Source organism: Massilia genomosp. 1, assembly GCF_011682185.1.
In the GTDB taxonomy this organism is placed as follows: domain Bacteria; phylum Pseudomonadota; class Gammaproteobacteria; order Burkholderiales; family Burkholderiaceae_D; genus Telluria_A; species Telluria_A rubra.
Window position 1 is genome coordinate 47506 of record NZ_WHJF01000007.1, and the last position, 19786, is coordinate 67291.

Consider the following 19786-nt stretch of genomic DNA (forward strand, 5'->3'; position numbering starts at 1 on the left):
CTCAACTATACCGCCGCGCATGCGCCCGAAGGTTCGGCGTGGGCCGAACCATTGGCCCGGATTGTTGGTATGATGGCGCATGCGCTCCGCTTTCCGTCGCCTGCTCGCCTGCCTCCTGCTCGTGCTGATGCCTTTCCAGGCAATCGGCGCGTCCGTGTCGGCATGCGCCTGTCCCAGCCAGATGATGCAGATGATGGACTGCTGCGATCACGACAGCGACGTGCAGGCGTCCGACTCCCATTGCGGCGCGGCGCTCGGCTGCATGGCCGCCCCGGCTCCGGCCCTGCCGGAGCGCGTGCCGGCGGCCGCGATGCCATCCCAGGGCGGCATTGCAGCCGCCACGCCGGTTCATTTCCACGACTCCTTCATTCCCGACGGGCCGCAACGCCCTCCCCGCCCGCTGTCCTGATCCCGACGAAGCCTGGCTGCCACGCCAGCCCTTTCATCAACAGGACGCGCAATGCACAACACAACCCTAAGGCACTGCACGCTGGGCGTGCTGCTGGCGGCCGCCCTTCCCTTGCACGCCGCACCCATGGGCTTCAAGGGCGCATGGATGGCCATGGCGGACGCCGGCCCGAACTGGCGCGAGCTGTACGTCAACTACGCCTTCACCCCGCGCGACGCCGTGGGCGCCAGCGCCACCTGGATGCGCGCCGACGACCACGGCATCACGCGTGAGGTCGACGAACTGACCTACACGCGCCTGCTCAAACGCTGGAACATGCGGCACGCGCAAGCCAATGTCTGGTTCATGGGTGGCGTCGGCGCGCTGCGCGGCGACGGTCCCACCCGTCCGATGGCCACGCCGGGCGTCCAGCTCGACTACGAGACCACCCGCGTCTACCTCGCCGCCACGCACCGTCTGTACCGGGCCAGCGGCGTCAACCACGACTTCAGCTCGGCGCGCGCCGGATTCTCGTTCTACGAAACCGGCTACGACCAGACCCAGCCCTGGCTGGTGGTCGAAGCGCGCCGCATGCATGGGCTGAGCGAGCGGACCGACGTCACGCCCATGCTGCGGCTGATCAACAAGCGCTACTTTATCGAAGCGGGCGTGAACAATATGCGCCAGGCCCGCTTCAACTTCATGTATATCTTTTAAGGAACCATCATGCGAAAACTACTTGCAAGCACGCTGCTCGCGGCAGCCTCATCTTCCCAGGCGGCGCCAACGCTCAAGGCCGAGGTCAACGGCATGGTCTGCGCCTTCTGCGCCCAGGGCATCGAAAAGCACCTGCGCCAGCTGCCTCAAACCAAGGACGTGTACGTCAACCTCAAGGACCGCGTTGTCGCCGTGGAGATCAAGGATGGTCAATCGCTGGCGCCGGACACGGTCAAGGCGGTGGTCAAGGATGCCGGTTATGACGTGGTGGGGATCGAAACGGTGAGCCAGACGGCCGGCGAGCTCAAAGCCGCGGCGGCCAAATGAGCGATGCGGATGGCGGCGCCGGGCTGAGGCAGACGTCGGCGGCGTCGCTGCTGTCGCTGTTGACCAGCGCGAGCACGCTGATCTGCTGCGCGCTGCCGGCCGTGCTGGTGGCGCTGGGCGCAGGTGCCGCACTCTCATCGGTGATCGCGGCGGTGCCGCAACTGGTGTGGTTCTCGGAGCACAAGGAACTTGTGTTCGGATGCGCCACCGTGATGCTGGTGCTGTCCGGCGCGATGCAGTGGCGCGCCCGCTCGCTGCCCTGCCCGGCCGATCGGGCGCTGGCGGCCAGGTGCGCCAGTACGCGCAGGTCGGCCGCGCGGGTGTATGCGGGCGCGGTCGGCCTGTATCTGCTTGGCGGCTTTTTTGCGTTTATTGCGCCGCTGCTGTAGATCGGCTTCGGCTTTCAGGAACGGGGCGCGAGTCCCGTTCCTAGAGCGCCTCGTCCCACAGGGTGACATCGTGTGCGATGAAAGAGACGATACTCTCCGGCTCGGGCCACAGGCCGCCCATTTCTGCTTCGGACAAGCAGAAACAGGCTTCGCCAGCCGTGATGAAGCCGTAGCGTTGCGCACCCGGGTCGGCCGATTGGCTTTCGACGATGCCGGTGACCTTGAATGACCCTGGTGTGTCCTGCGCTTCCACCGCGTTCAATGCCGGCTGATCGAGCACGCCGAATTGCGTGACCGAACCCTGGCAGATCTCCACGTTGAACTCCTGGCCGAGACAGTCTTCGGCGCGTTCGAGCGCCGGGACCAGCCGGGCGATGCCGCTGAATGCGGCGCTGCGGAAGTGGACCACGAAACTCGGTTGAGGGCTCGATCCGATCGGGCGCATGGATGCGCTGTCGATTTCTTCGATTGTTACGTTCATTGAGATGCTCCAGTTTCAGTTTCAGTTTAAGTCGCGGGTGAGGTCAAGGGTAAGCGCAAGCATTAGCCGTTAACCGCAAAACCGTCATTCCCGCGCAGGCGGGAATGACGGTTTTGAGGGTGGTGGTCGCGTTCTACGTTCTACGTTCTACATCCACCTTGGCTTAACCCACCCACTTGCGCGCATTGCGGAACATGCGCATCCATGGCGAATCCTCGCCCCACGACGCGGGATGGTACGACTGCTGCACCGACCGGAACACGCGCTCGGCATGCGGCATCAACACACTGAAGCGCCCGTCCGCCGTCGTCACCGACGTCAATCCCTGCGGCGAGCCGTTCGGGTTGAACGGATAGGCTTCCGTCGCCGCGCCACGGTTGTCGACAAAGCGCATCGCCTTGACCACCGCGTCGATATCGCCCGTCTGCGAGAAGTCGGCAAAACCCTCGCCGTGGGCAATCGCAATCGCCGCCTGCGTACCGGCCATGCCGCTAAAGAAGATGGACGGCGAATCGAGCACTTCGACCATCGCAAAGCGCGCTTCGAACTGCTCCGATTTATTGCGCGTGAACTTCGGCCACGCGTGCGCGCCCGGAATGATCGATTTCAGGTTGCTCATCATCTGGCAACCATTGCACACGCCCAGCCCGAACGTGTCGCCACGGTTGAAGAAGCGCGCGAACTGTTCCGCCAATTGCGCGTTGAACAAAATCGTCTTGGCCCAGCCTTCGCCCGCACCGAGCACGTCGCCATACGAAAAACCACCGACGGCGATGACGCCCTGGAAGTCGTCCAGCCTGGCGCGGCCGGCAATCAGGTCGCTCATGTGTACATCGACCGCCGCAAATCCGGCCTGGTGCATCACCCACGCGGTTTCGATATGCGAGTTGACGCCCTGCTCGCGCAGGATCGCCACGCGCGGACGCACGCCGGTCGCCACGAACGGCGCGGCGATGTTCTCGCTCGCATCAAAACTAAGCTTCGGCGTGATCCCCGGATCGGTTTCGTCCAGCAGGCGATCGTATTCGGCATCGGCGCACGCCGGGTTGTCGCGCAGGCGCGCGATGCGCCAGCTCGTGTCGCTCCACACGCGGTGCAGCGCGCTGCGCGCTTCGGTATAAATCACCTTGGCGTCGCGCGTGAATTCGATCACGCCACGCTCGTTCGGCTTGCCGATGATATGGCTGCACGCACCCAGGTTGTGCTCGCGCAGCACATTCATCACGGCCGATTTTTCGTCCGCGCGCACCTGGATCACGGCGCCCAGCTCCTCGTTGAACAAGGCGCCCAGGGTTTGCTCGTTGCGCCGTTCGGCCACCTGGCCCGCCCAGTTCTTGGCATCGCCCCAGTCGGCGCCATGGCCGGCCTCCAAAGTGAGGATGTCGAGGTTGACCGACAAGCCGCTGCGGCCCGCGAACGCCATCTCGCACAGCGTCGCAAACAGGCCGCCGTCGGAACGGTCGTGGTACGCGAGCAGCTTGCCGTCGGCGTTCAACTGCTGGATCGCGGCGAAGAAGCCTTTCAGGTCATCGGCGCTGTCCACGTCCGGCGTCTCGTTGCCGAGCTGCTGGATCACCAGCGACAGCGCAGAAGCGCCGAGGCGGTTCTTGCCGCGTCCGAGGTCGATCAGGATCAGCGCCGTCTCGCCGGCATCCATCTTGATCTGCGGCGTGAGCGAACGGCGCACGTCGTACACCGGCGCAAACGAAGAGACGATCAGCGACACCGGCGAGACCACCGCCTTGGCCGTGTCTTCATCGCGCCAGGTGGTGCGCATCGACAGCGAATCCTTGCCCACCGGGATACTGATCCCCAGCGCCGGGCACAGTTCCATGCCGACCGCTTTCACAGTGTCGAACAGCGCGGCGTCCTGCCCGGGCTGGCCGCACGCGGCCATCCAGTTGGCCGACAGCTTGATGTCGGAGATGTCGCGGATCGGCGCGGCGGCGATGTTGGTCACCGCTTCGCCCACCGCCATGCGGCCCGACGCGGCGGCGTTAATCACCGCCAGCGGGGTGCGTTCGCCCATCGCCATCGCTTCGCCCAGATAGCCTTCGAAGCTCATGGCGGTGACGGCGCAATCGGCCACCGGCACCTGCCACGGGCCGACCATCTGGTCGCGCACCGTGGTGCCGCCCACCGTGCGGTCGCCAATCGTGATCAGGAACGACTTGTCGGCCACCGCAGGCAGCAGCAGCACGCGTTTGGCCACGTCAAGCAGATCGAGCCCGGTCAGGTCGAGCGCCGGAAATTCGTTATGCACGTGGGTGACGTTGCGCAGCATTTTGGGCGGCTTGCCGAGCAAGACGTCCATCGGCATGTCGACCGGCGAGTTGCCCAGTTCCGCATCGATCAGCTTGAGCTGGCGTTCTTCGGTGGCCACGCCGACGGCGGCGAACAGGCAGCGCTCGCGCTCGCACATGGCGGCGAACAGCGGCAGGCTGTCCGGCGCAATGGCCAGCACGTAGCGTTCCTGCGATTCATTGGACCAGATTTCTTTCGGCGCCATGCCGCTTTCTTCGAGCGGCACTTTGCGCAGGTCGAAAATCGCGCCGCGCTTGGCGTCGTTGGTGATTTCCGGGAAAGCGTTCGACAAGCCGCCCGCACCCACATCGTGGATCGAGATGATCGGATTGTCGGCGCCCATCTGCCAGCACGCGTTGATGACTTCCTGCGCGCGCCGTTCCATCTCCGGGTTGCCGCGCTGGACCGAGTCGAAGTCCAGGTCGGCCGTGTTGGTGCCGGTCGCCATCGACGACGCGGCGCTGCCGCCCATCCCGATGCGCATGCCCGGACCACCGAGCTGGATCAGCAGGCTGCCGACCGGGATGTCGTTCTTGTGCGTGTGCTGGCCCGAGATGTTGCCGATGCCGCCGGCGATCATGATCGGCTTGTGGTAGCCGAACACCGCGTCCGGCAGGCCGGCGGCGAGCGCGCCGACGTTCTGTTCGTAGGTGCGGAAGTAGCCGCCCAACACAGGACGTCCGAATTCGTTGCTGAACGCGGCGCCGCCGAGCGGGCCTTCGATCATGATCTGCAGCGGCGAAGCGATGCGGTCAGGCTTACCGTAGGCCGCCGCCTCGGCGCGCTGGCCGACCGGCTGGGTGACGTTGGCCGCGTTTTCCCACGGACGCACGGCGTCGGGGATCATCAGGTTCGACACCGTAAAGCCGGTCAGGCCGGCTTTCGGCTTGGCGCCGCGCCCGGTCGCGCCTTCGTCGCGGATCTCGCCGCCCGCGCCGGTGGAGGCGCCGGGGAATGGCGAAATCGCGGTCGGGTGATTGTGCGTCTCGACCTTCATCAGGGTGTGCGTCAGTTCCGTCGACGCGGCGTATTCGTGCCCGGCGCCGCGCGGATAGAAGCGCATCACGGTCGCGCCTTCCATGATCGACGAGTTGTCGCTATAGGCGACGATGGTCCCCTTCGGCTGCAACTCGTGGGTGTTCTTGATCATCTGGAACAGCGTCTTCAGTTGCGAGAAGCCGTCCACGATCCAGTCGGCGTTGAAGATCTTGTGGCGGCAATGTTCACTGTTCGCCTGCGCGAACATCATCAGTTCGACGTCGGTCGGGTTGCGCCCGGCGATGCTGAAGGCCTGGAACAGGTAGTCGATTTCGTCGTCCGACATGGCCAGGCCAAGTTCGGTGTTGGCTTTTTCCAGCGCGTGCCTGCCGGCGCCGATCACGTCGACCGATTCCAGCGGACGCGCTTCGAGTTCGCGGAACAGCTCGGAGGCCTGGTCGGCGTTGCGCAGCACGCTTTCGGTCATGCGGTCGTGCAGCAGCGCTGCGACAGCCTCGGTCTCAAGATCGGCGAGCTTTTTGGCCGCGCCGATGCTGGACCCCAGCAGGCCGGTTTTCAGGCTGATCGAAAAAGCGATCCCGCGCTCGATCCGGTGTACGTGCGCCATGCCGCAGTTGTGCGCGATATCGGTCGCTTTCGATGCCCACGGCGAGATCGTGCCCAGGCGCGGGATGACGAAGAATTCTTCCGTCACGCCCTCGCGCGGGCTTGCCGCGGCCGCTTCGCCGTAGGTCAGCATCGCATCCAGGCGCGACGTGTCCTCGGCCGACAACGCGGCGCTGGTATCGATAAAGTGATAAAAACGCGCCTGGACCGCCGTAATCGCCGGGGCGACAGCTTGCAATTGGCTCAGGAGGCGTTGGCTGCGAAATACGGACAGGGCATTGGAACCCGGTAGTATCAACATGGTTGGAAGGTGGTTGATGCAGCGAGGCTGCGGGGTTAAAGGTAATGAAGGCACGAAACTGGGCAGGGCTGGAATCCTTTAGGCCGACATTATACCGTGTTGCTACCCCGGCAGCGCGGCGTATTCGCCTCACCGCCCTAATGGGGACCTCGAAAAACCGTAGCGAGCGGCGCAAGTTTTGCCCAAGAAGCGCAGCCGTACGAAGGTACGGTGAGCATCGCAGGGCGAAAATTGCGCCGCGCAGTCGGTTTTTCGAGGTCCCCACGTGTGACAGTTGCCGACGGCGCCGACATTAGCGTATCGTAGGGTTTCAAGAGTTTCCCGCACGAACCGTTAATAGGCGTACTACCCCTGTTCGAGGGGCACGAAAGTGAACAGATGCAAGATAACAGCAACTTGTCCGTATTGGTGATCGACCCGAATCCGGGCATGCGCGGCAGCCTGCAAAACATGCTGGTGCAGTCCAGCATCACGAAAATCGAGTTCGCCGTCAACGCCAGCACGGCCATCAAGCAGGTCGGGAAGCGCCATTACGACCTCATTTTGTGCGAATACGACCTCGAGGGCGGCGGCGCGGACAGCGGCCAGGATGGCCAGCAGTTACTGGAAGACATGCGCCATCACAAGCTGATCGGCCTCGGTACCATTTTTATCATGATCACCTCCGAAGGCGTCTACAGCAAGGTGGTCAGCGCCGCCGAACTGACCCCGACCGACTACATCCTCAAGCCGTTCACAGTGGACACGCTCAGCGTGCGCATCAACCGCGCCATCGAGCGCCGCGCGGTGTTCCTGCCGACCTATCAGCTGATCGGCCAGGGCAACCTGCGCGAGGCGATCAAGTCGGCGGCGGCCGGCGAAACGTCGCACCCGCGCCATGTGGCCGATTTTGCCCGCCTGCGCGCCGACATGCATGTGACACTGGGCGAGTTGCCCCAGGCCGAGGATATCTATACCGGCATCCTGGCCAGCAAGTCGATCGGCTGGGCCAGCCTGGGCCTGGCGAGGGCGCTGTTTGCGCAGGACAAGATCGAGGAAGCCGAGGCCGTTGTCACCAAGCTCATCGAAGACAATCCGAAGTTCATGGCCGCCTACGACTTGCTGGCCACATGCCACGAAATGAACGGCGCCGCCTATCGCGCCCAGAAAACCCTGGAGGAAGCGGTGGCGATTTCGCCGCACATGGTGCGCCGCCTGCGCCGCCTGGGCGAGGTGGCGCTGGAAGCGGGCGACGTGGTGGTGGCCGAAAAATCGTTCAAACAGGTGGTATCGAAGTCCAAATACTCTGAATTTCGCGATCCGGAAGACCACGTCAAGCTGGTCAAGACGCTGCTGAAAAAGGGCGACGCCAACCAGGCCGGCAGCGTCATCCGCGATATGGAAAAGTCATTGCGCGGCAATGCCGCGATCGACGCCTGCAAGGCCATTTCGGTGGCGCTGCTGCATGAATCGGCCGGCAATACCCCGGCGGCGGTGACGGAACTGAACGCGGCGGTGGCGGCGGTGCGGCTGTCCAAGGGTTTATCGAGCGACTTCAAGATTGGCCTGGCGCGCACCTGCCTGTCGAACCGGCTCGATAACGCGGCGGCGGAAGTGATGCTCACGGTGATGAACGATGTCGACAGCAAGGTGTCGATGCAGGATGCGATGAGCGTGTTCGTCAAGGCCGGCCGTCCCGACCTGGCCGAAGGCATGAACTCGCGCCTGATGACCCAGGTGCAGGAACTGCTCGACCTGGCCGCCGAAAAAGGCAATATGGGCGACGTCAAGGGCGCGGTGCAGACCCTGCTCGAAGCGCAGCACATGGCGCCCAAGAACGTGCAGGTCATGCTGGCCCTGGCCAAGGCGATCTTGCGCCAGCTCGAAGACCTGGGCTGGGATCATCCGCTGGCCGAAGTGTGCATCAGCCAGATCGAGGCCGTGCGCAAGATCGATCCGGGCAATCCGCTGTTGCCGGGCCTGACCGAGGATTACCACGGCGCCCAGCGCAAGTACGGTATTTCGAGCTGACCGGAAGGGTCAAGCTGCGCGGGCGCGCAGCGCGGCGGCCAGGGCGTCCGGCGTCGGCGCGCAGGTAAGCCAGATCTCGTTCCAGGTATTGCCGTCGCCACTGTCGCCCTGGGTCCAGATGGTGAGCCAGAGACGATTCTCGTGCGGCGCGCCGGAACCGGTGCCCGGCAATGCCACCGGCAAAGCGAAGGCCCAGCCGGATTCGCCATCCAGGCCGGTCGCGCCGATATGGTCGCAAGCGTCATCGGCGGGACCGAAGTGCGCCTCCAGTTGCGCCAGCAGGTCGTCGCGGATGTTCTCCAGCAGGTCCGCGCGCTCGATGAGCGGCTGCGAAGAAGACCGGCGGCATGGCCACCTCCGCGCGCGGGCGGCCCTGCCACACCAAACGTCCCGCGTGATCGTAGAGCGCGGCGAACTGGCCGGCGTCGCCATGCTCGCGCCGCCAGCGGTACGCCACGCGCGCGTCGCGGTCGAGCAGCACCACGCCATCGTGCCCAAGAAACGGCGCCAGCGGCGTATTCGTCTCTGGAAGCCACAGTGCGCCGTCGGACGAGAATACTTCGATGAGCTCTTTCGGCGCCGGCAGGAACACGCCGTCGGTGCGCACGAGACCCCATATCAGGGCGCCGTCATCGATTCCGGTGGGAGCTTGCGCTGCAGGGGATCCGTGGCCGATGGCAAACCCGTGCCTGGTGAAATCCGTTCCCAATAAACATATGGCGTGTCGAGTTCGCTCCCGTCGGCCTTGAAGAAAGTTTTTTCGCCATATTTGACGATTCCACAGCTCATCGTCGTGGACAGGTGGCAGGACTGATCCTTGAGCACATGCTTGCCGCTGGCATCCAGATAACCGAACGTGAAGCCCTTCTGAATGCAAAATGCAAGTCCGTCGGCATTGAATTGGTCGATCCGGTCATGACGCGGTGGCACAATCGAGTTGCCTGCCGTGTCGATCAGGCCGAACATGTCCGGCGCGCTCGCCGCCGGCGCCACGCCGTGGACGGAAAACCCGAGCGCATCGTCAAACTGCGCAGCGATGATCCACTGTCCATCGCGCCCGATGTAGCCGGTCTTGTCTTGTTCGCTCAAACGCGCGGCGGCCAGGCCGTTCGCGACGAATTGCCCGGCGTTGAAGAAGCTGCCGTCGAAGGCGAACTGGCCGTGCAGATCGATATAGCGCCAGGCGGTCGCAGACACTTTCACGGCCGCCAGCCCGTGCGCAAACGCACTCACCGCCTCATGCCTGGGTGCGATGACGCACTGGCCAAGCAGATTCATGTAGCCCCAAAGGCCGTTCTTGCGGAAGCGGGAAAGGCCATCGTCGCTGAACGTGTACGCGTCGTCCAGATCGGGCGCCACCAGCCAGTCGCCGGTCGCGTTGATGTAGCCGCATGCATCGTCGCCGGCCGAGGCGGCGGCAATCAGGCCGCCACGTCCGTCGTCCCGGAACGGCCCCAGCACCTGGACCAGCGCTGGCTCCATGGCGCGCGCCACGCCCTCATGAATAAGGAGCAGATCGCCATATGCGTCGTCGGCTTGGAAATGATTTCGGATCAGGATGGGCCGGGTCGGCATGATGGCGTGCGTGTGCGAGTCGGATTGTGCCGGCATTTTACCCGCAGCAACTACAAGGCATTAGCATTTCGATAACATTGATGCGGAATGTGCTGACACGCGACGAGATGCCCGGCTGGAAATAATCACCCGCACTACGGCGCGATGGCCGGCGACCGGAACGGCAATCGTCACCGGCTCGCCGTCAGAGAGTTCCGCTTGCCGGACAGCGCTTCAGCACTCGCGCGCCAGTCCTCCACTCTTGCACGGATCGGCATTGGCCGGGGTGTGCAGCTTGAACGCCGGCTGATGCCCAGCTACCGGTTTCGCAGGGGCGGGTTTGGCCTTCACGGCAGGCTTGGCCGCTGGCTTGGCTGCCACTTTGGGCTTGACGCCAGCTTTTGCCGGAACGACGGCGAGCTTCTTTTTCGCTGCGGCTTTCGCTGGCGCCGGCGGCATGTTTTTCCTGGCCGTCGGCTTGACCGGCGCCACAGGCGCTTTTGCCTTTGCGAGCGGCTTTTTCGTCGGAATCGCGGGCGCCCTGGCTTTCGCCACCGGCTTGGCCGCAGGCGCTTTTTTTACCACGGTGGCAGCCAGCGGATGCGCACGTGTGGGCGCCGGTTTCGGTTTCGGTTTCGGTTTCGGTACCGGTAGCGGCTTTTCCACATGCGCAATCTCGACCGGCTTGTTGACCACCGGCTTTTCCGGCTCCGGCGGCAAGACCACCAGCGGCGGTATCGGTTCCGGCGCCGGCGTGATCCGGCCCGGCGGCGGCGAGGTGTTGTCCGGCACCGGTTCGGTGCCTAGCGGAGCGAGCGCAGCCTTCGGCTGCGGCTTGGCAAGCGGCTTGGCCGGCGCCGCCGGATCGACCCTGGCGCTCATCGCCACCGCATGCATGGCGTCGTCGAGCTTGCGTTCGGCATTGAACCACAAGCCGCCGCCAATCAGGGCCGCCAGCGCAAGCGCGCCGCCGCCCCATGCCACCGCCGTGCCGACCCAGTTGTCCGCGGGCGGTTTTTCCTGCAGGATGCCCGACAGCGCCGGCGGACCCTCGGGCTCCTCGGGCTCCTCGGGCAGCAAGGACGGCACAGGCAGCTTCGCGGCAGGCGCCGGTGGCGCAGGATCGAACGTCGCATCGTCCGGTGTCAGGCTCGGCTCGACCCGCCGAGGTCCGTTTTGCTCATGTGATTCCAAAATCTAACCTTTATTGATCTGACACTAAATTGTGTACCAAGTCACAAGTGTAGCCAATATTACAAACTTTTGGAGCACAAATCGCCAAAGCCGCCGCCGCCGGGGGTTTCGATCACAAACAGGTCGCCCGCCGCCATCTCGGTTTTACCGATGTGGGCCAGCAGTTCCACGCTGCCGTCGGCCCGCACCACGCTGTTGACGCCGCATGCGCCCGGACTGCCGCCCGCCATGCCGAACGGCGCGTGGATGCGGTTGTTCGACAGGATCGCGGCCGTCATCGGTTCCAGGAAGCGCACCTTGCGCACCCCGCCGTTACCACCGTGCCAGCGCCCCGCCCCGCCCGATCCGTGCCGGATTTCGTAGCTCTCGAGCCGCACCGGGAAGCGGAACTCCAGGATTTCCGGATCGGTCAGGCGCGAGTTGGTCATATTGGTCTGGACTACGTCGGTGCCGTCGTAACCCTCGCCCGCGCCGGAGCCGCCCGAAATCGTCTCGTAATACTGGTATGTGGCGTTCCCGAAGGTGAAGTTGTTCATCGTGCCTTGCGACGCGGCCATGACCCCGAGCGCGCCGTACAGCGTGTTGGTGATGCAGGTCGACGTCTCCACATTGCCCGACACGACCGACGCCGGATAATGCGGATTGAGCATCGAACCGGGCGGAATGAGCACCTTCAGCGGCTTCAGGCAGCCCGCGTTGAGCGGAATTTCATCGTCGACCAGCGTGCGGAACACATACAGCACCGCCGCCATGCACACCGCCGACGGCGCGTTGAAGTTGTTGGCCAGTTGCGGCGAGGTGCCCGTAAAGTCGATGGTGGCGCTGCGCGCGGCCTGGTCGACCCGGATCGCCACCTTGATCTGCGCGCCGTTGTCGAGCTGCGTGGTGAAGTCGCCGTTCTTTAAGGCGCCGATCACGCGCCGCACCGCTTCCTCGGCGTTGTCCTGCACGTGGCCCATGTACGCCTGCACCACGTCCAGGCCGAAGTGCGCGACCATCTTGCGCAGTTCGTCCACGCCCTTCTGGTTGGCGGCCACCTGCGCGCGCAGGTCGGCCATGTTCTGGTCGGGATTGCGCGCCGGGTAGCGCGCACCGCCCAGGAGCGCGCGCGCCTCAAGGTCGCGCAGCAGCCCGTCGACGCCGTCGACCAGCTTGAAGTTATCGATCAACACGCCTTCCTGCTCGATGAAGACCGAGTCCGGCGGCATCGACCCCGGCGTGGTGCCGCCGATGTCGGCGTGGTGGCCACGCGAGCCGACGTAAAACAGGATCGCGCCGCCGGCCTGGTCGAACACCGGCGTAATGACCGTGACGTCCGGCAGGTGGGTGCCGCCGTGGTAAGGGTCGTTGAGCATGAAAACGTCGCCCGGACGCATCTTGCCGGCGTTTTCGGTCATGACGGTCTTGATCGACTCGCCCATCGAGCCCAGATGCACCGGCATGTGCGGCGCATTGGCGATCAGCTTGCCGTCAGCGTCGAAAATGGCACAGCTGAAGTCCAGCCGTTCCTTGATGTTGACCGAATACGCGGTGTTCTGCAGGCGCAGTCCCATTTGCTCGGCAATCGACATGAACAGCTTATTGAAAATCTCGAGCATCACCGGATCGGCCGTGGTGCCGATGGCGCGTCGCGCGGGCATCGCTTCGATCCGCGTCAGCACCAGATGATTGTGCGGCGTGACCCTGGCCTGCCAGCCCAGTTCCACCACGGTGGTGGCGTTGTCTTCGGCCACAATGGCCGGGCCTTTGATCACATCGCCCGGGCGCATGTCGGCGCGTTTGTACAGGCCCGTGTTGTGCCACGAATCGGCGCCGAACATGCGCACCGTCTCGCGCGCCTTGAGCGCGCCTTCACGCGGGGCCTGCAGCGCCAGGCTCTCGGCCGGGGCGTCGGAGGCGCCGATGGCTTCCACCGACACCGCTTCGACGACCATCGCCTTGGACGGCATCAGGAACGAGAAGCGCTTCTTGTAGGCCGCTTCGAACTGGTTCTTCATGCGTTCGGGATTATCGAACAGGACGATGATGGCCGAGTCGGTGCCTTCGTAGCGCAAGTGAACGCGCCGCACCAGGCGAATGCGCGCGGCGGCCACGCCCTGGTCGGTCAGCTCGCGGGTCAATCCGTCGCCCAGCGCGCTGAGGTAGCCGTGCAGCATGTCGGGCGTGGTATCGGGCAGGCGCAGTTCGACCGCGCGTTCGCGCATGGCGCGCTGGTCGGCCAGGCCCATGCCGTAGGCCGACAGCACGCCGGCCAGCGAGTGGACGAACACGGTTTTCATGCCGAGGGCGTCGGCCACCAGGCAGGCGTGCTGCCCGCCGGCGCCGCCGAAACTGGTCAGCGCGTACTCGGTCACGTCGTGGCCACGCTGCACCGAGATCTGCTTGATCGCGTTGGCCATGTTCCCGACCGCGATCTGGATGAAGCCTTCGGCCACCTGCTCCGGCGCCGGCGTGACGCCCGTGGCGGCGCCGATTTTCTGCGCCAGGGCGAGGAACTGGGCGCGCACGCGCTCGACGTCGAGCGGCTGGTTGGCGCTTGGTCCGAACAGGCGCGGAAAATGGGCAGGCTGGATTTTACCCAGCATGACGTTGCAGTCGGTGACCGCGAGCGGGCCGCCGCGCCGGTAGCTGGCCGGCCCCGGATTGGCGCCGGCGCTGTCGGGTCCCACGCGATAGCGGCTGCCGTCGAAATGCAGCAGCGAGCCGCCGCCGGCGGCGACCGTATGGATGCTCATCATCGGGGCGCGCATGCGCACGCCCGCGACCAGGGTTTCGAACACGCGTTCGAATTCGCCCGAAAAGTGCGACACGTCGGTCGAGGTGCCGCCCATGTCGAAGCCGATCACCTTCTCGAAACCGGCCGCCTGGCTGGCGCGCGCCATGCCGACGATGCCGCCGGCGGGACCGGACAAGATGCTGTCCTTGCCCTGGAAGGCGCGGGCGTCGGTCAGGCCGCCGTTCGACTGCATGAATTGCAGGTGTACGCCCGGCATCTCGGTGGCCACCTGGTCGACGTAGCGGCGCAAGATCGGCGACAGGTAGGCGTCGACGACGGTGGTGTCGCCGCGCGCGACCAGTTTCATCATCGGGCTCACCTCGTGCGAGACCGAGACCTGGGTAAAGCCGATGGCGCGGGCGATCCGCGCGCAAGCGGCCTCATGGGCAGTGTAGCGGTAGCCATGCATGAAGACGATGGCCAGCGAACGGGCGCCCTCGTCGTAGGCCGTTTGCAGGGCGATGCGGGTGGCGGCGTCATCGAGCGCCGTGAGCACGTCGCCGTGGGCGCCGATCCGTTCGTCGATTTCCACCACGTGGCTGTACAACAGTTCCGGCAGCACGATATGCCGATCGAACAATTTTGGCCGGTTCTGATACGCTATGCGCAGCGCGTCGCGAAAGCCTCGCGTGATGGCCAGCGCCGTGCGCTCGCCTTTGCGCTCGAGCAGGGCGTTGGTGGCGACGGTGGTGCCCATCTTGACGGCCTCGATGGCGTCGACCGGCATCGGGGCGTCGGCGGCGAGGCCAAGCAGGTGGCGGATGCCGGCGACGGCGGCGTCGCTGTACTGCTCCGGATTCTCGGACAACAATTTATGGGTCACCAGGCTGCCGTCAGGCTGACGCGCCACGATGTCGGTAAATGTGCCGCCGCGATCGATCCAGAATTGCCAATCCATGTGCCATCCTTAAATGTGTTTGGGATGGCGCATATTGTAGTGCCCATCCCGAAATTTTAGTCAGCGTGTATTGAAATTGGCGCAATCTTGGCGCCTTTGCAACGGAGTTATGATGAAATCACTATACAGCGTCGCCGAAATCCGCACTATCGAACATAACATGGCACAAAGTCTACCGGCCGGCACGCTCATGCAACGCGCCGGCGAAGCGGCGGCCAGCGCCGCGCGCGCCATGCTGGCCGGACGCAAGATCCTGGTGCTGGCCGGCCCCGGCAACAACGGCGGCGACGCGCTCGAAGTGGCGGCCAACCTGGCCGGCGCCGACACCGACCTCGATGCCGAGGTGACGGTGCTGTACCTCGGCGGCCCCGCGCCCTCGGCCGACAGCGCGCAGGCGCTGGCGCGTGTACGCGCCAGCAAGGCGCTGTTTGTCGACAGCCTGCCGCTCGGGCGCGACTGGGGCCTGATCGTCGATGGTTTGTTCGGCATCGGCCTGGCGCGCCCGATCGACGGCGACCTGCGCGCGCTGGTCGAGGCCATCAACGCGCTGGGGCGGCCGGTGCTGGCGCTCGACGTGCCGAGCGGGCTCGATGCCGACACCGGCGCCGTGATCGGCCCCGATGGCGTGGCGATCCAGGCCACGCGCACGATTACCTTCATCGGCGACAAGCCCGGCCTGCATACGTTTGAAGGACGCGATTACGCGGGCCAGGTGCAGCTGGCGCCACTGGGCATCGATCCGGGCCAGCGGCCGGCGGCCGGGGCGCGCCTGAACGAGCCGGCGCTGTTTGCGCGCCACCTGGCGCCGCGCCGGCATAACAGCCACAAAGGCAGCTTTGGCGACGTGGCGGTGATCGGCGGAGCCAAAGGCATGGCGGGGGGGCCCCCCGGGGGGGCGGCCCCCCCCCCGCGGGGGGGGGGGGGGGGGGGGGCCCTTCCAAAAAACCATTCCCCCCCCCCCCCCCCCCCGGGGGGGGGGGGGGGGGGGGGGGGGGTGTTTCTATTCCCCCCGGGGGGGGGGGCCCCCCCCCGCCGCCCGCTGGGGCCCGGGGGCGGGGCGCGGCGGCCCCAACGGCCGGGGGGGCGCGCCGCTGCGGGGGGCGCGCGCGGCCCTGTTTACCGGGGCCGGGCGGGTGTTCGTGGCGGCCATCGAGCCGGCGGGCGCGGTCGATTTCGTGCAGCCCGAGATCATGATGCGCGACGCCCAGGACTTCGATGGCGGCGACGCCACCCTGGTGATCGGGCCGGGCATGGGCGACTCGGTGAGCGCGATGCGGGTGCTGTTCAAGGCGCTTGAAGGCAAGGCGGCGCTGGTGATCGACGCCGATGCGCTCAATCTGATCGCCGACAGCCCGGACTTGCAGGGACGGCTGGCGCAGCGCGAGGCGACGGCGATTGTGACGCCCCATCCGCTGGAGGCGGCGCGGCTGTTGGGCGTGACCAGCGCCGTGGTCCAGGGCGACCGGCTGGCCGCGGCGCGCGAACTGGCGTCGCGCTTGAACGCGGTGGTGGTGCTCAAGGGCTCGGGCACGGTCATTGCCAATGCCGGCGGCGCGGTGGTGATCAATCCGACCGGGAATGCGGGCCTGGCGACAGCGGGCAGCGGCGATGTGCTGGCCGGGATGTGCGGCAGTTTGCTGGCCCAGGGGTGGCAGGCGTGGGAGGCGGCGATTGGCGCGGTGTGGGTGCATGGCGCGGCGGCCGAGCGCCTGGTGGCGCAAGGGAGCGGGCCGATTGGCTTGACGGCCGGCGAATTGCCGGTGGCCGCGCGCGCGGTGCTTAACGCGCTGGCGCGGTAGAACCACGTCGTTCCCGCGCAGGCGGGAACCCAAGTTCGTCGAGCCACCTGTAGCTTCGGCACGAACTTGGGTTCCCGCCAAGGGGGCCGCCGAGGCCGGGAACGACTGATAATAGGATACTGGCTAACGGAGATGGTTAAACCAGGCGTCCACCCGCGATCGTAATCGTCCTGCCACAGCGCGCCGCAATCGACGGGTCGTGCGTCACCAGCACCAGGGTCGAACCGCGCTCGCGGTTCAACTCGAACATCAATTGAATCACCGCCTCGCCGGTGGCCGCATCCAGGCTGCCGGTCGGCTCGTCGGCGAACAACAGCGGCGGCTCGGTCACGAACGCGCGCGCCAGGGCCACGCGCTGCTGCTCGCCGCCCGACAAGAACTTGGGATAATGCTTCAAGCGGCTCGACAGCCCTACCCGTCCCAGCATCGCCGCCGCCTTTTCCCTGGCATCGCTTTCGCCGCGCAGCTCCATCGGCAGCATCACGTTTTCCAGCGCATTGAGGTGCGCCAGCAACTGGAACGACTGGAACACGAAGCCCAGCTTGGCCTTGCGCAGGCTGGCGCGGCCATCTTCATCGAGCGCGAAGATATCGTCGCCCGCCAGGATCACCTTGCCGCTGGATGGCGTGTCCAGGCCCGCCAACAGTCCCAGCAAGGTCGACTTGCCCGAACCGGACGCGCCCACGATCGCGAGCGTCTCGGCCGGTTGCACTGTAAAATCGACGCTGTGCAGGATGGTCAGTTCGCCGCTGGCATCGGCCACGCGCTTCGACAGGCCGATCACCTCGATCGCCGCAGGCGCCCCTGCATGGTCACTTACGTAACGATTGGAAGAATCAGGAATGTCACGCATGCTTGTTTATCTCAAAAAATGGTCGGTTTGCGCTCTGCTGATGATGGCTGCCTCGGCGAGCGCCTATTCTGCACCAAAAACCGTGCTTGTGCTGGGCGACAGCCTGTCCGCCGAGTATGGCCTCAATCGCGGCGCCGGCTGGGTCGCGCTGATGGAGCACAAACTCAAGGCCGAAAAAATCGAGGCGGCCATCGTCAACGCCAGCATCAGCGGCGAGACCACCAGTGGCGGGCGCGCACGCCTGCCGGCCCTGCTGACCAGGCACAAGCCCGACGTCGTGGTCATCGAACTGGGCGCCAACGACGGCTTGCGCGGCTTGCCGGTGCCGGCCGCCGAAGCGAACATGCGCACCATGATCGAGCTGGCGCAGAAAAACAAGGCGCGCGTGCTGTTGGTCGGCATGCGCATTCCTCCCAACTACGGACGTCAGTACACCGACAGCTTTTTCGGTATGTACAAGTCGCTCGCCACCCAGTACAAAACGGCGCTGGTGCCGTTCATGCTGGACGGGGTGGCCGACAAGCCGCCGCTGTTCCAGCCCGACCGCCTGCATCCGGCGGCCAACGCCCATCCGATCATCCTGGCCACGATCTGGCCGCATATGCTGCCACTGGTGACATCACGATGAAATATCCCGCCCTTGAGAATTTTGCGACCCTGCTGCCGCAGCTCGACCAGTTCGACTGCATCATCGACGCGCGCAGCGAGTCCGAATTCGCGCTCGACCATCTTCCCGGCGCCATCAACTGCCCGGTGCTGAGCGATCCGGAGCGGGTACGGGTCGGCACCATGTACAAGCAGATCAACGCGTTCGAAGCGAAAAAGGTCGGCGCGGCGCTGGTGGCCAAGAACATCGCGCGCCATATCGAAACTTTGTTCCTGGACAAGCCGAAGGAATGGCGTCCCTTGATTTATTGCTGGCGCGGCGGCAACCGCAGCGGCGCGATGGCGCTGATCCTGGCCAAGATCGGCTGGCCGGCGGTGCAGCTCGACGGCGGCTACAAGGCGTATCGCGCCCACGTGAGCGCGGCGCTGCTCGACACTCCGCGGCCCGACTTCAAGGTCATTTGCGGCCCCACGGGAAGCGGCAAGAGCCGCCTGCTGCAGGTGCTCGAGTCGATCGGCGCGCAAGTGCTGGACCTGGAACAGCTGGCCGCGCATCGCGGCTCGGTGCTGGGCAATTTGCCGAGCAAGCCACAGCCGTCGCAAAAGATGTTCGAGACGACGATCTGGGAAAAGCTGCGCCACTTCGACCCGGCGCGGCCGGTGTTCGTGGAGTCCGAAAGCAAAAAGGTCGGCCAGTTGCGCGTGCCGGACGCGCTGATGGACAAGATGCGGCAATCGCCCTGCGTTTCCTTGATGCTGTCGCGCCCGAACCGGGTGCGCCTGCTGATGGAGGATTACGAGCATTTCACCAACAGCCCGGACACGCTCAATACCCAGCTCGACTGCCTGACCTTGCTGCACGGGCGCGACAAGATCGACAGCTGGCACGCGCTGGCCAGCGGCGGGCAAATGCCGGTGCTGGTGGACGAACTGCTGGCGTCGCATTACGATCCCGCTTACCTGCGCTCGATCGACCGCAATTTCATCCAGGTCGGCAAGGCCGAGGTGGTGGAACTGGACGATATTGGCGAAGCCGATTTTCTGGCGGCGGCGCGGCGCTTGCATGCCATCTGATTGTCTGGTTCGAGAAGGATCACCGTTTCACGAACACTATCTGACTCACCAGGCTGTCGATCTGTTCGGCCCCGGCGTTTGCAGCGGTTGCGGCAAGCATGGGTTTCACCCGGCCTGCGAAGCCCGGGCTGTGCAGCGAGTACGAGCGTTCGATGAGAACAAGCGCCGGCTTCTTGAGCAGCATGCGCTGCACGGGACGTACGGCGTCGTGGGCGCTGCGTCCCGGCAGTCCTACGATTTCGCCGTCGCGGCCTTATCGGCCTACGTCGAACGCCCGCTTGATTGCGATCCCCAGCATGCGATCGAAGGCGCCGGATGGTGGTTCATTGCGGAGGGCTGGATTGGCATGCTCGGTTTCATCGTCGAGAAAGAAGGCGCCACGATCTATCCGCTCTTCTCCGGGCTAGCCGCACGGAACTGGCTGCCTGACACTTCCGCTGACTGGTGCACGATTGTTGCGTACGTGAATGGAAAGGTCGAGGCAACGGAGCGCTCAACGAACACCTGACC

At 65.3% G+C, this 19786-nt stretch carries 16 protein-coding genes and 1 pseudogene; 10 read left to right on the forward strand and 7 right to left on the reverse strand.

Features of this window, described 5'->3' with window-relative positions; genetic code table 11:
* Positions 1–79 precede the first annotated feature (79 nt).
* Genes F1735_RS04225 through F1735_RS04240 form a run of 4 tightly spaced genes read left to right on the forward strand, consistent with a single transcriptional unit; the run spans position 80 to position 1821 of the window.
* Complete coding sequence (locus tag F1735_RS04225) at positions 80–409, forward strand: hypothetical protein (RefSeq protein ID WP_222852939.1); 330 nt, start codon at positions 80–82, stop codon at positions 407–409.
* Positions 410–460: 51 nt separating this feature from the next.
* Entirely contained in the window at positions 461–1105 is a 645-nt protein-coding gene (locus F1735_RS04230; protein ID WP_167235769.1) for a hypothetical protein, read from the forward strand.
* 9 nt (positions 1106–1114) lie between these two features.
* Positions 1115–1432, forward strand: a complete 318-nt coding sequence (locus tag F1735_RS04235) for a heavy-metal-associated domain-containing protein (RefSeq protein ID WP_167235770.1) — start codon at positions 1115–1117, stop codon at positions 1430–1432.
* Positions 1429–1821, forward strand: a complete 393-nt coding sequence (locus tag F1735_RS04240) for a hypothetical protein (RefSeq protein WP_167235771.1) — start codon at positions 1429–1431, stop codon at positions 1819–1821. Before F1735_RS04235 ends, F1735_RS04240 begins: the two co-directional genes overlap by 4 nt.
* Before the next feature lie 40 nt (positions 1822–1861).
* On the opposite strand, the gene F1735_RS04245 is transcribed toward F1735_RS04240, so the two are convergent.
* Together F1735_RS04245 and purL are read right to left on the reverse strand one after the other, a co-directional pair.
* Positions 1862–2302 carry a hypothetical protein gene (locus tag F1735_RS04245; protein ID WP_167235772.1) on the reverse strand — a complete coding sequence of 147 codons (441 nt, stop codon included), beginning with the start codon at positions 2300–2302 and terminating at the stop codon, positions 1862–1864.
* A 163-nt stretch (positions 2303–2465) separates the two neighbouring features.
* Positions 2466–6512, reverse strand: a complete 4047-nt coding sequence (purL, locus tag F1735_RS04250; RefSeq protein ID WP_167235773.1) for a phosphoribosylformylglycinamidine synthase — start codon at positions 6510–6512, stop codon at positions 2466–2468.
* A 378-nt stretch (positions 6513–6890) separates the two neighbouring features.
* On the opposite strand from purL, the gene F1735_RS04255 reads away from it, so the two are divergent.
* Positions 6891–8522 (forward strand): tetratricopeptide repeat-containing response regulator, encoded by a 1632-nt coding sequence (locus F1735_RS04255; RefSeq protein ID WP_167235774.1) that lies wholly within the window; start codon positions 6891–6893, stop codon positions 8520–8522.
* 9 nt (positions 8523–8531) lie between these two features.
* On the opposite strand, the gene F1735_RS04260 is transcribed toward F1735_RS04255, so the two are convergent.
* From F1735_RS04260 to F1735_RS04275, 4 genes are all read right to left on the reverse strand, one after another.
* The gene (locus tag F1735_RS04260; RefSeq protein ID WP_167235775.1) at positions 8532–8954 is read right to left on the reverse strand and encodes a hypothetical protein; all 423 of its coding nucleotides are present in this window, start codon (positions 8952–8954) and stop codon (positions 8532–8534) included.
* A gap of 186 nt (positions 8955–9140) precedes the next feature.
* Positions 9141–10097, reverse strand: coding sequence for a WG repeat-containing protein (locus F1735_RS04265; RefSeq protein WP_167235776.1), 957 nt, complete (start codon positions 10095–10097; stop codon positions 9141–9143).
* 213 nt (positions 10098–10310) lie between these two features.
* Positions 10311–11270 carry a hypothetical protein gene (locus F1735_RS04270; RefSeq protein ID WP_167235777.1) on the reverse strand — a complete coding sequence of 320 codons (960 nt, stop codon included), beginning with the start codon at positions 11268–11270 and terminating at the stop codon, positions 10311–10313.
* 59 nt (positions 11271–11329) lie between these two features.
* Positions 11330–14944, reverse strand: a complete 3615-nt coding sequence (locus tag F1735_RS04275) for a hydantoinase B/oxoprolinase family protein (protein ID WP_167235778.1) — start codon at positions 14942–14944, stop codon at positions 11330–11332.
* A gap of 190 nt (positions 14945–15134) precedes the next feature.
* On the opposite strand from F1735_RS04275, the pseudogene F1735_RS36340 reads away from it, so the two are divergent.
* Both F1735_RS36340 and F1735_RS04285 read left to right on the forward strand, forming a co-directional pair.
* Positions 15135–15623, forward strand: a pseudogene (locus tag F1735_RS36340) (NAD(P)H-hydrate epimerase); the annotation flags it as partial.
* Positions 15624–16056: 433 nt separating this feature from the next.
* A complete protein-coding gene (locus tag F1735_RS04285; RefSeq protein WP_373888471.1) occupies positions 16057–16743 on the forward strand; it encodes an NAD(P)H-hydrate dehydratase in 687 nt (228 codons plus the stop codon).
* A gap of 136 nt (positions 16744–16879) precedes the next feature.
* On the opposite strand, the gene F1735_RS04290 is transcribed toward F1735_RS04285, so the two are convergent.
* A complete protein-coding gene (locus F1735_RS04290; protein ID WP_167235779.1) occupies positions 16880–17596 on the reverse strand; it encodes an ABC transporter ATP-binding protein in 717 nt (238 codons plus the stop codon).
* On the opposite strand from F1735_RS04290, the gene F1735_RS04295 reads away from it, so the two are divergent.
* From F1735_RS04295 to F1735_RS04305, 3 genes are read left to right on the forward strand one after another with little or no spacing between them, the layout of a single operon-like run.
* A complete protein-coding gene (locus F1735_RS04295) occupies positions 17595–18224 on the forward strand; it encodes an arylesterase (protein ID WP_167235780.1) in 630 nt (209 codons plus the stop codon). The genes F1735_RS04290 and F1735_RS04295 overlap by 2 nt on opposite strands.
* Positions 18221–19276 carry a tRNA 2-selenouridine(34) synthase MnmH gene (gene mnmH, locus F1735_RS04300; RefSeq protein WP_167235781.1) on the forward strand — a complete coding sequence of 352 codons (1056 nt, stop codon included), beginning with the start codon at positions 18221–18223 and terminating at the stop codon, positions 19274–19276. Before F1735_RS04295 ends, mnmH begins: the two co-directional genes overlap by 4 nt.
* Positions 19266–19784, forward strand: a complete 519-nt coding sequence (locus F1735_RS04305; RefSeq protein ID WP_222852940.1) for a hypothetical protein — start codon at positions 19266–19268, stop codon at positions 19782–19784. The genes mnmH and F1735_RS04305 overlap by 11 nt, the downstream gene beginning before the upstream one ends.
* Positions 19785–19786 lie beyond the last annotated feature (2 nt).

Bases quoted from the DNA above. Each gene is read 5' to 3' on its own strand.
- F1735_RS04225 (WP_222852939.1), top strand. From the start codon at position 80: ATGCGCTCCGCTTTCCGTCGCCTGCTCGCCTGCCTCCTGCTCGTGCTG.
- F1735_RS04230 (WP_167235769.1), top strand. From the start codon at position 461: ATGCACAACACAACCCTAAGGCACTGCACGCTGGGCGTGCTGCTGGCG.
- F1735_RS04235 (WP_167235770.1), top strand. From the start codon at position 1,115: ATGCGAAAACTACTTGCAAGCACGCTGCTCGCGGCAGCCTCATCTTCC.
- F1735_RS04240 (WP_167235771.1), top strand. From the start codon at position 1,429: ATGAGCGATGCGGATGGCGGCGCCGGGCTGAGGCAGACGTCGGCGGCG.
- F1735_RS04245 (WP_167235772.1), bottom strand. From the start codon at position 2,302: ATGAACGTAACAATCGAAGAAATCGACAGCGCATCCATGCGCCCGATC.
- purL (WP_167235773.1), bottom strand. From the start codon at position 6,512: ATGTTGATACTACCGGGTTCCAATGCCCTGTCCGTATTTCGCAGCCAA.
- F1735_RS04255 (WP_167235774.1), top strand. From the start codon at position 6,891: ATGCAAGATAACAGCAACTTGTCCGTATTGGTGATCGACCCGAATCCG.
- F1735_RS04260 (WP_167235775.1), bottom strand. From the start codon at position 8,954: ATGGCGACGCCGGCCAGTTCGCCGCGCTCTACGATCACGCGGGACGTT.
- F1735_RS04265 (WP_167235776.1), bottom strand. From the start codon at position 10,097: ATGCCGACCCGGCCCATCCTGATCCGAAATCATTTCCAAGCCGACGAC.
- F1735_RS04275 (WP_167235778.1), bottom strand. From the start codon at position 14,944: ATGGATTGGCAATTCTGGATCGATCGCGGCGGCACATTTACCGACATC.
- F1735_RS04295 (WP_167235780.1), top strand. From the start codon at position 17,595: ATGCTTGTTTATCTCAAAAAATGGTCGGTTTGCGCTCTGCTGATGATG.
- F1735_RS04290 (WP_167235779.1), bottom strand. From the start codon at position 17,596: ATGCGTGACATTCCTGATTCTTCCAATCGTTACGTAAGTGACCATGCA.
- mnmH (WP_167235781.1), top strand. From the start codon at position 18,221: ATGAAATATCCCGCCCTTGAGAATTTTGCGACCCTGCTGCCGCAGCTC.
- F1735_RS04305 (WP_222852940.1), top strand. From the start codon at position 19,266: ATGCCATCTGATTGTCTGGTTCGAGAAGGATCACCGTTTCACGAACAC.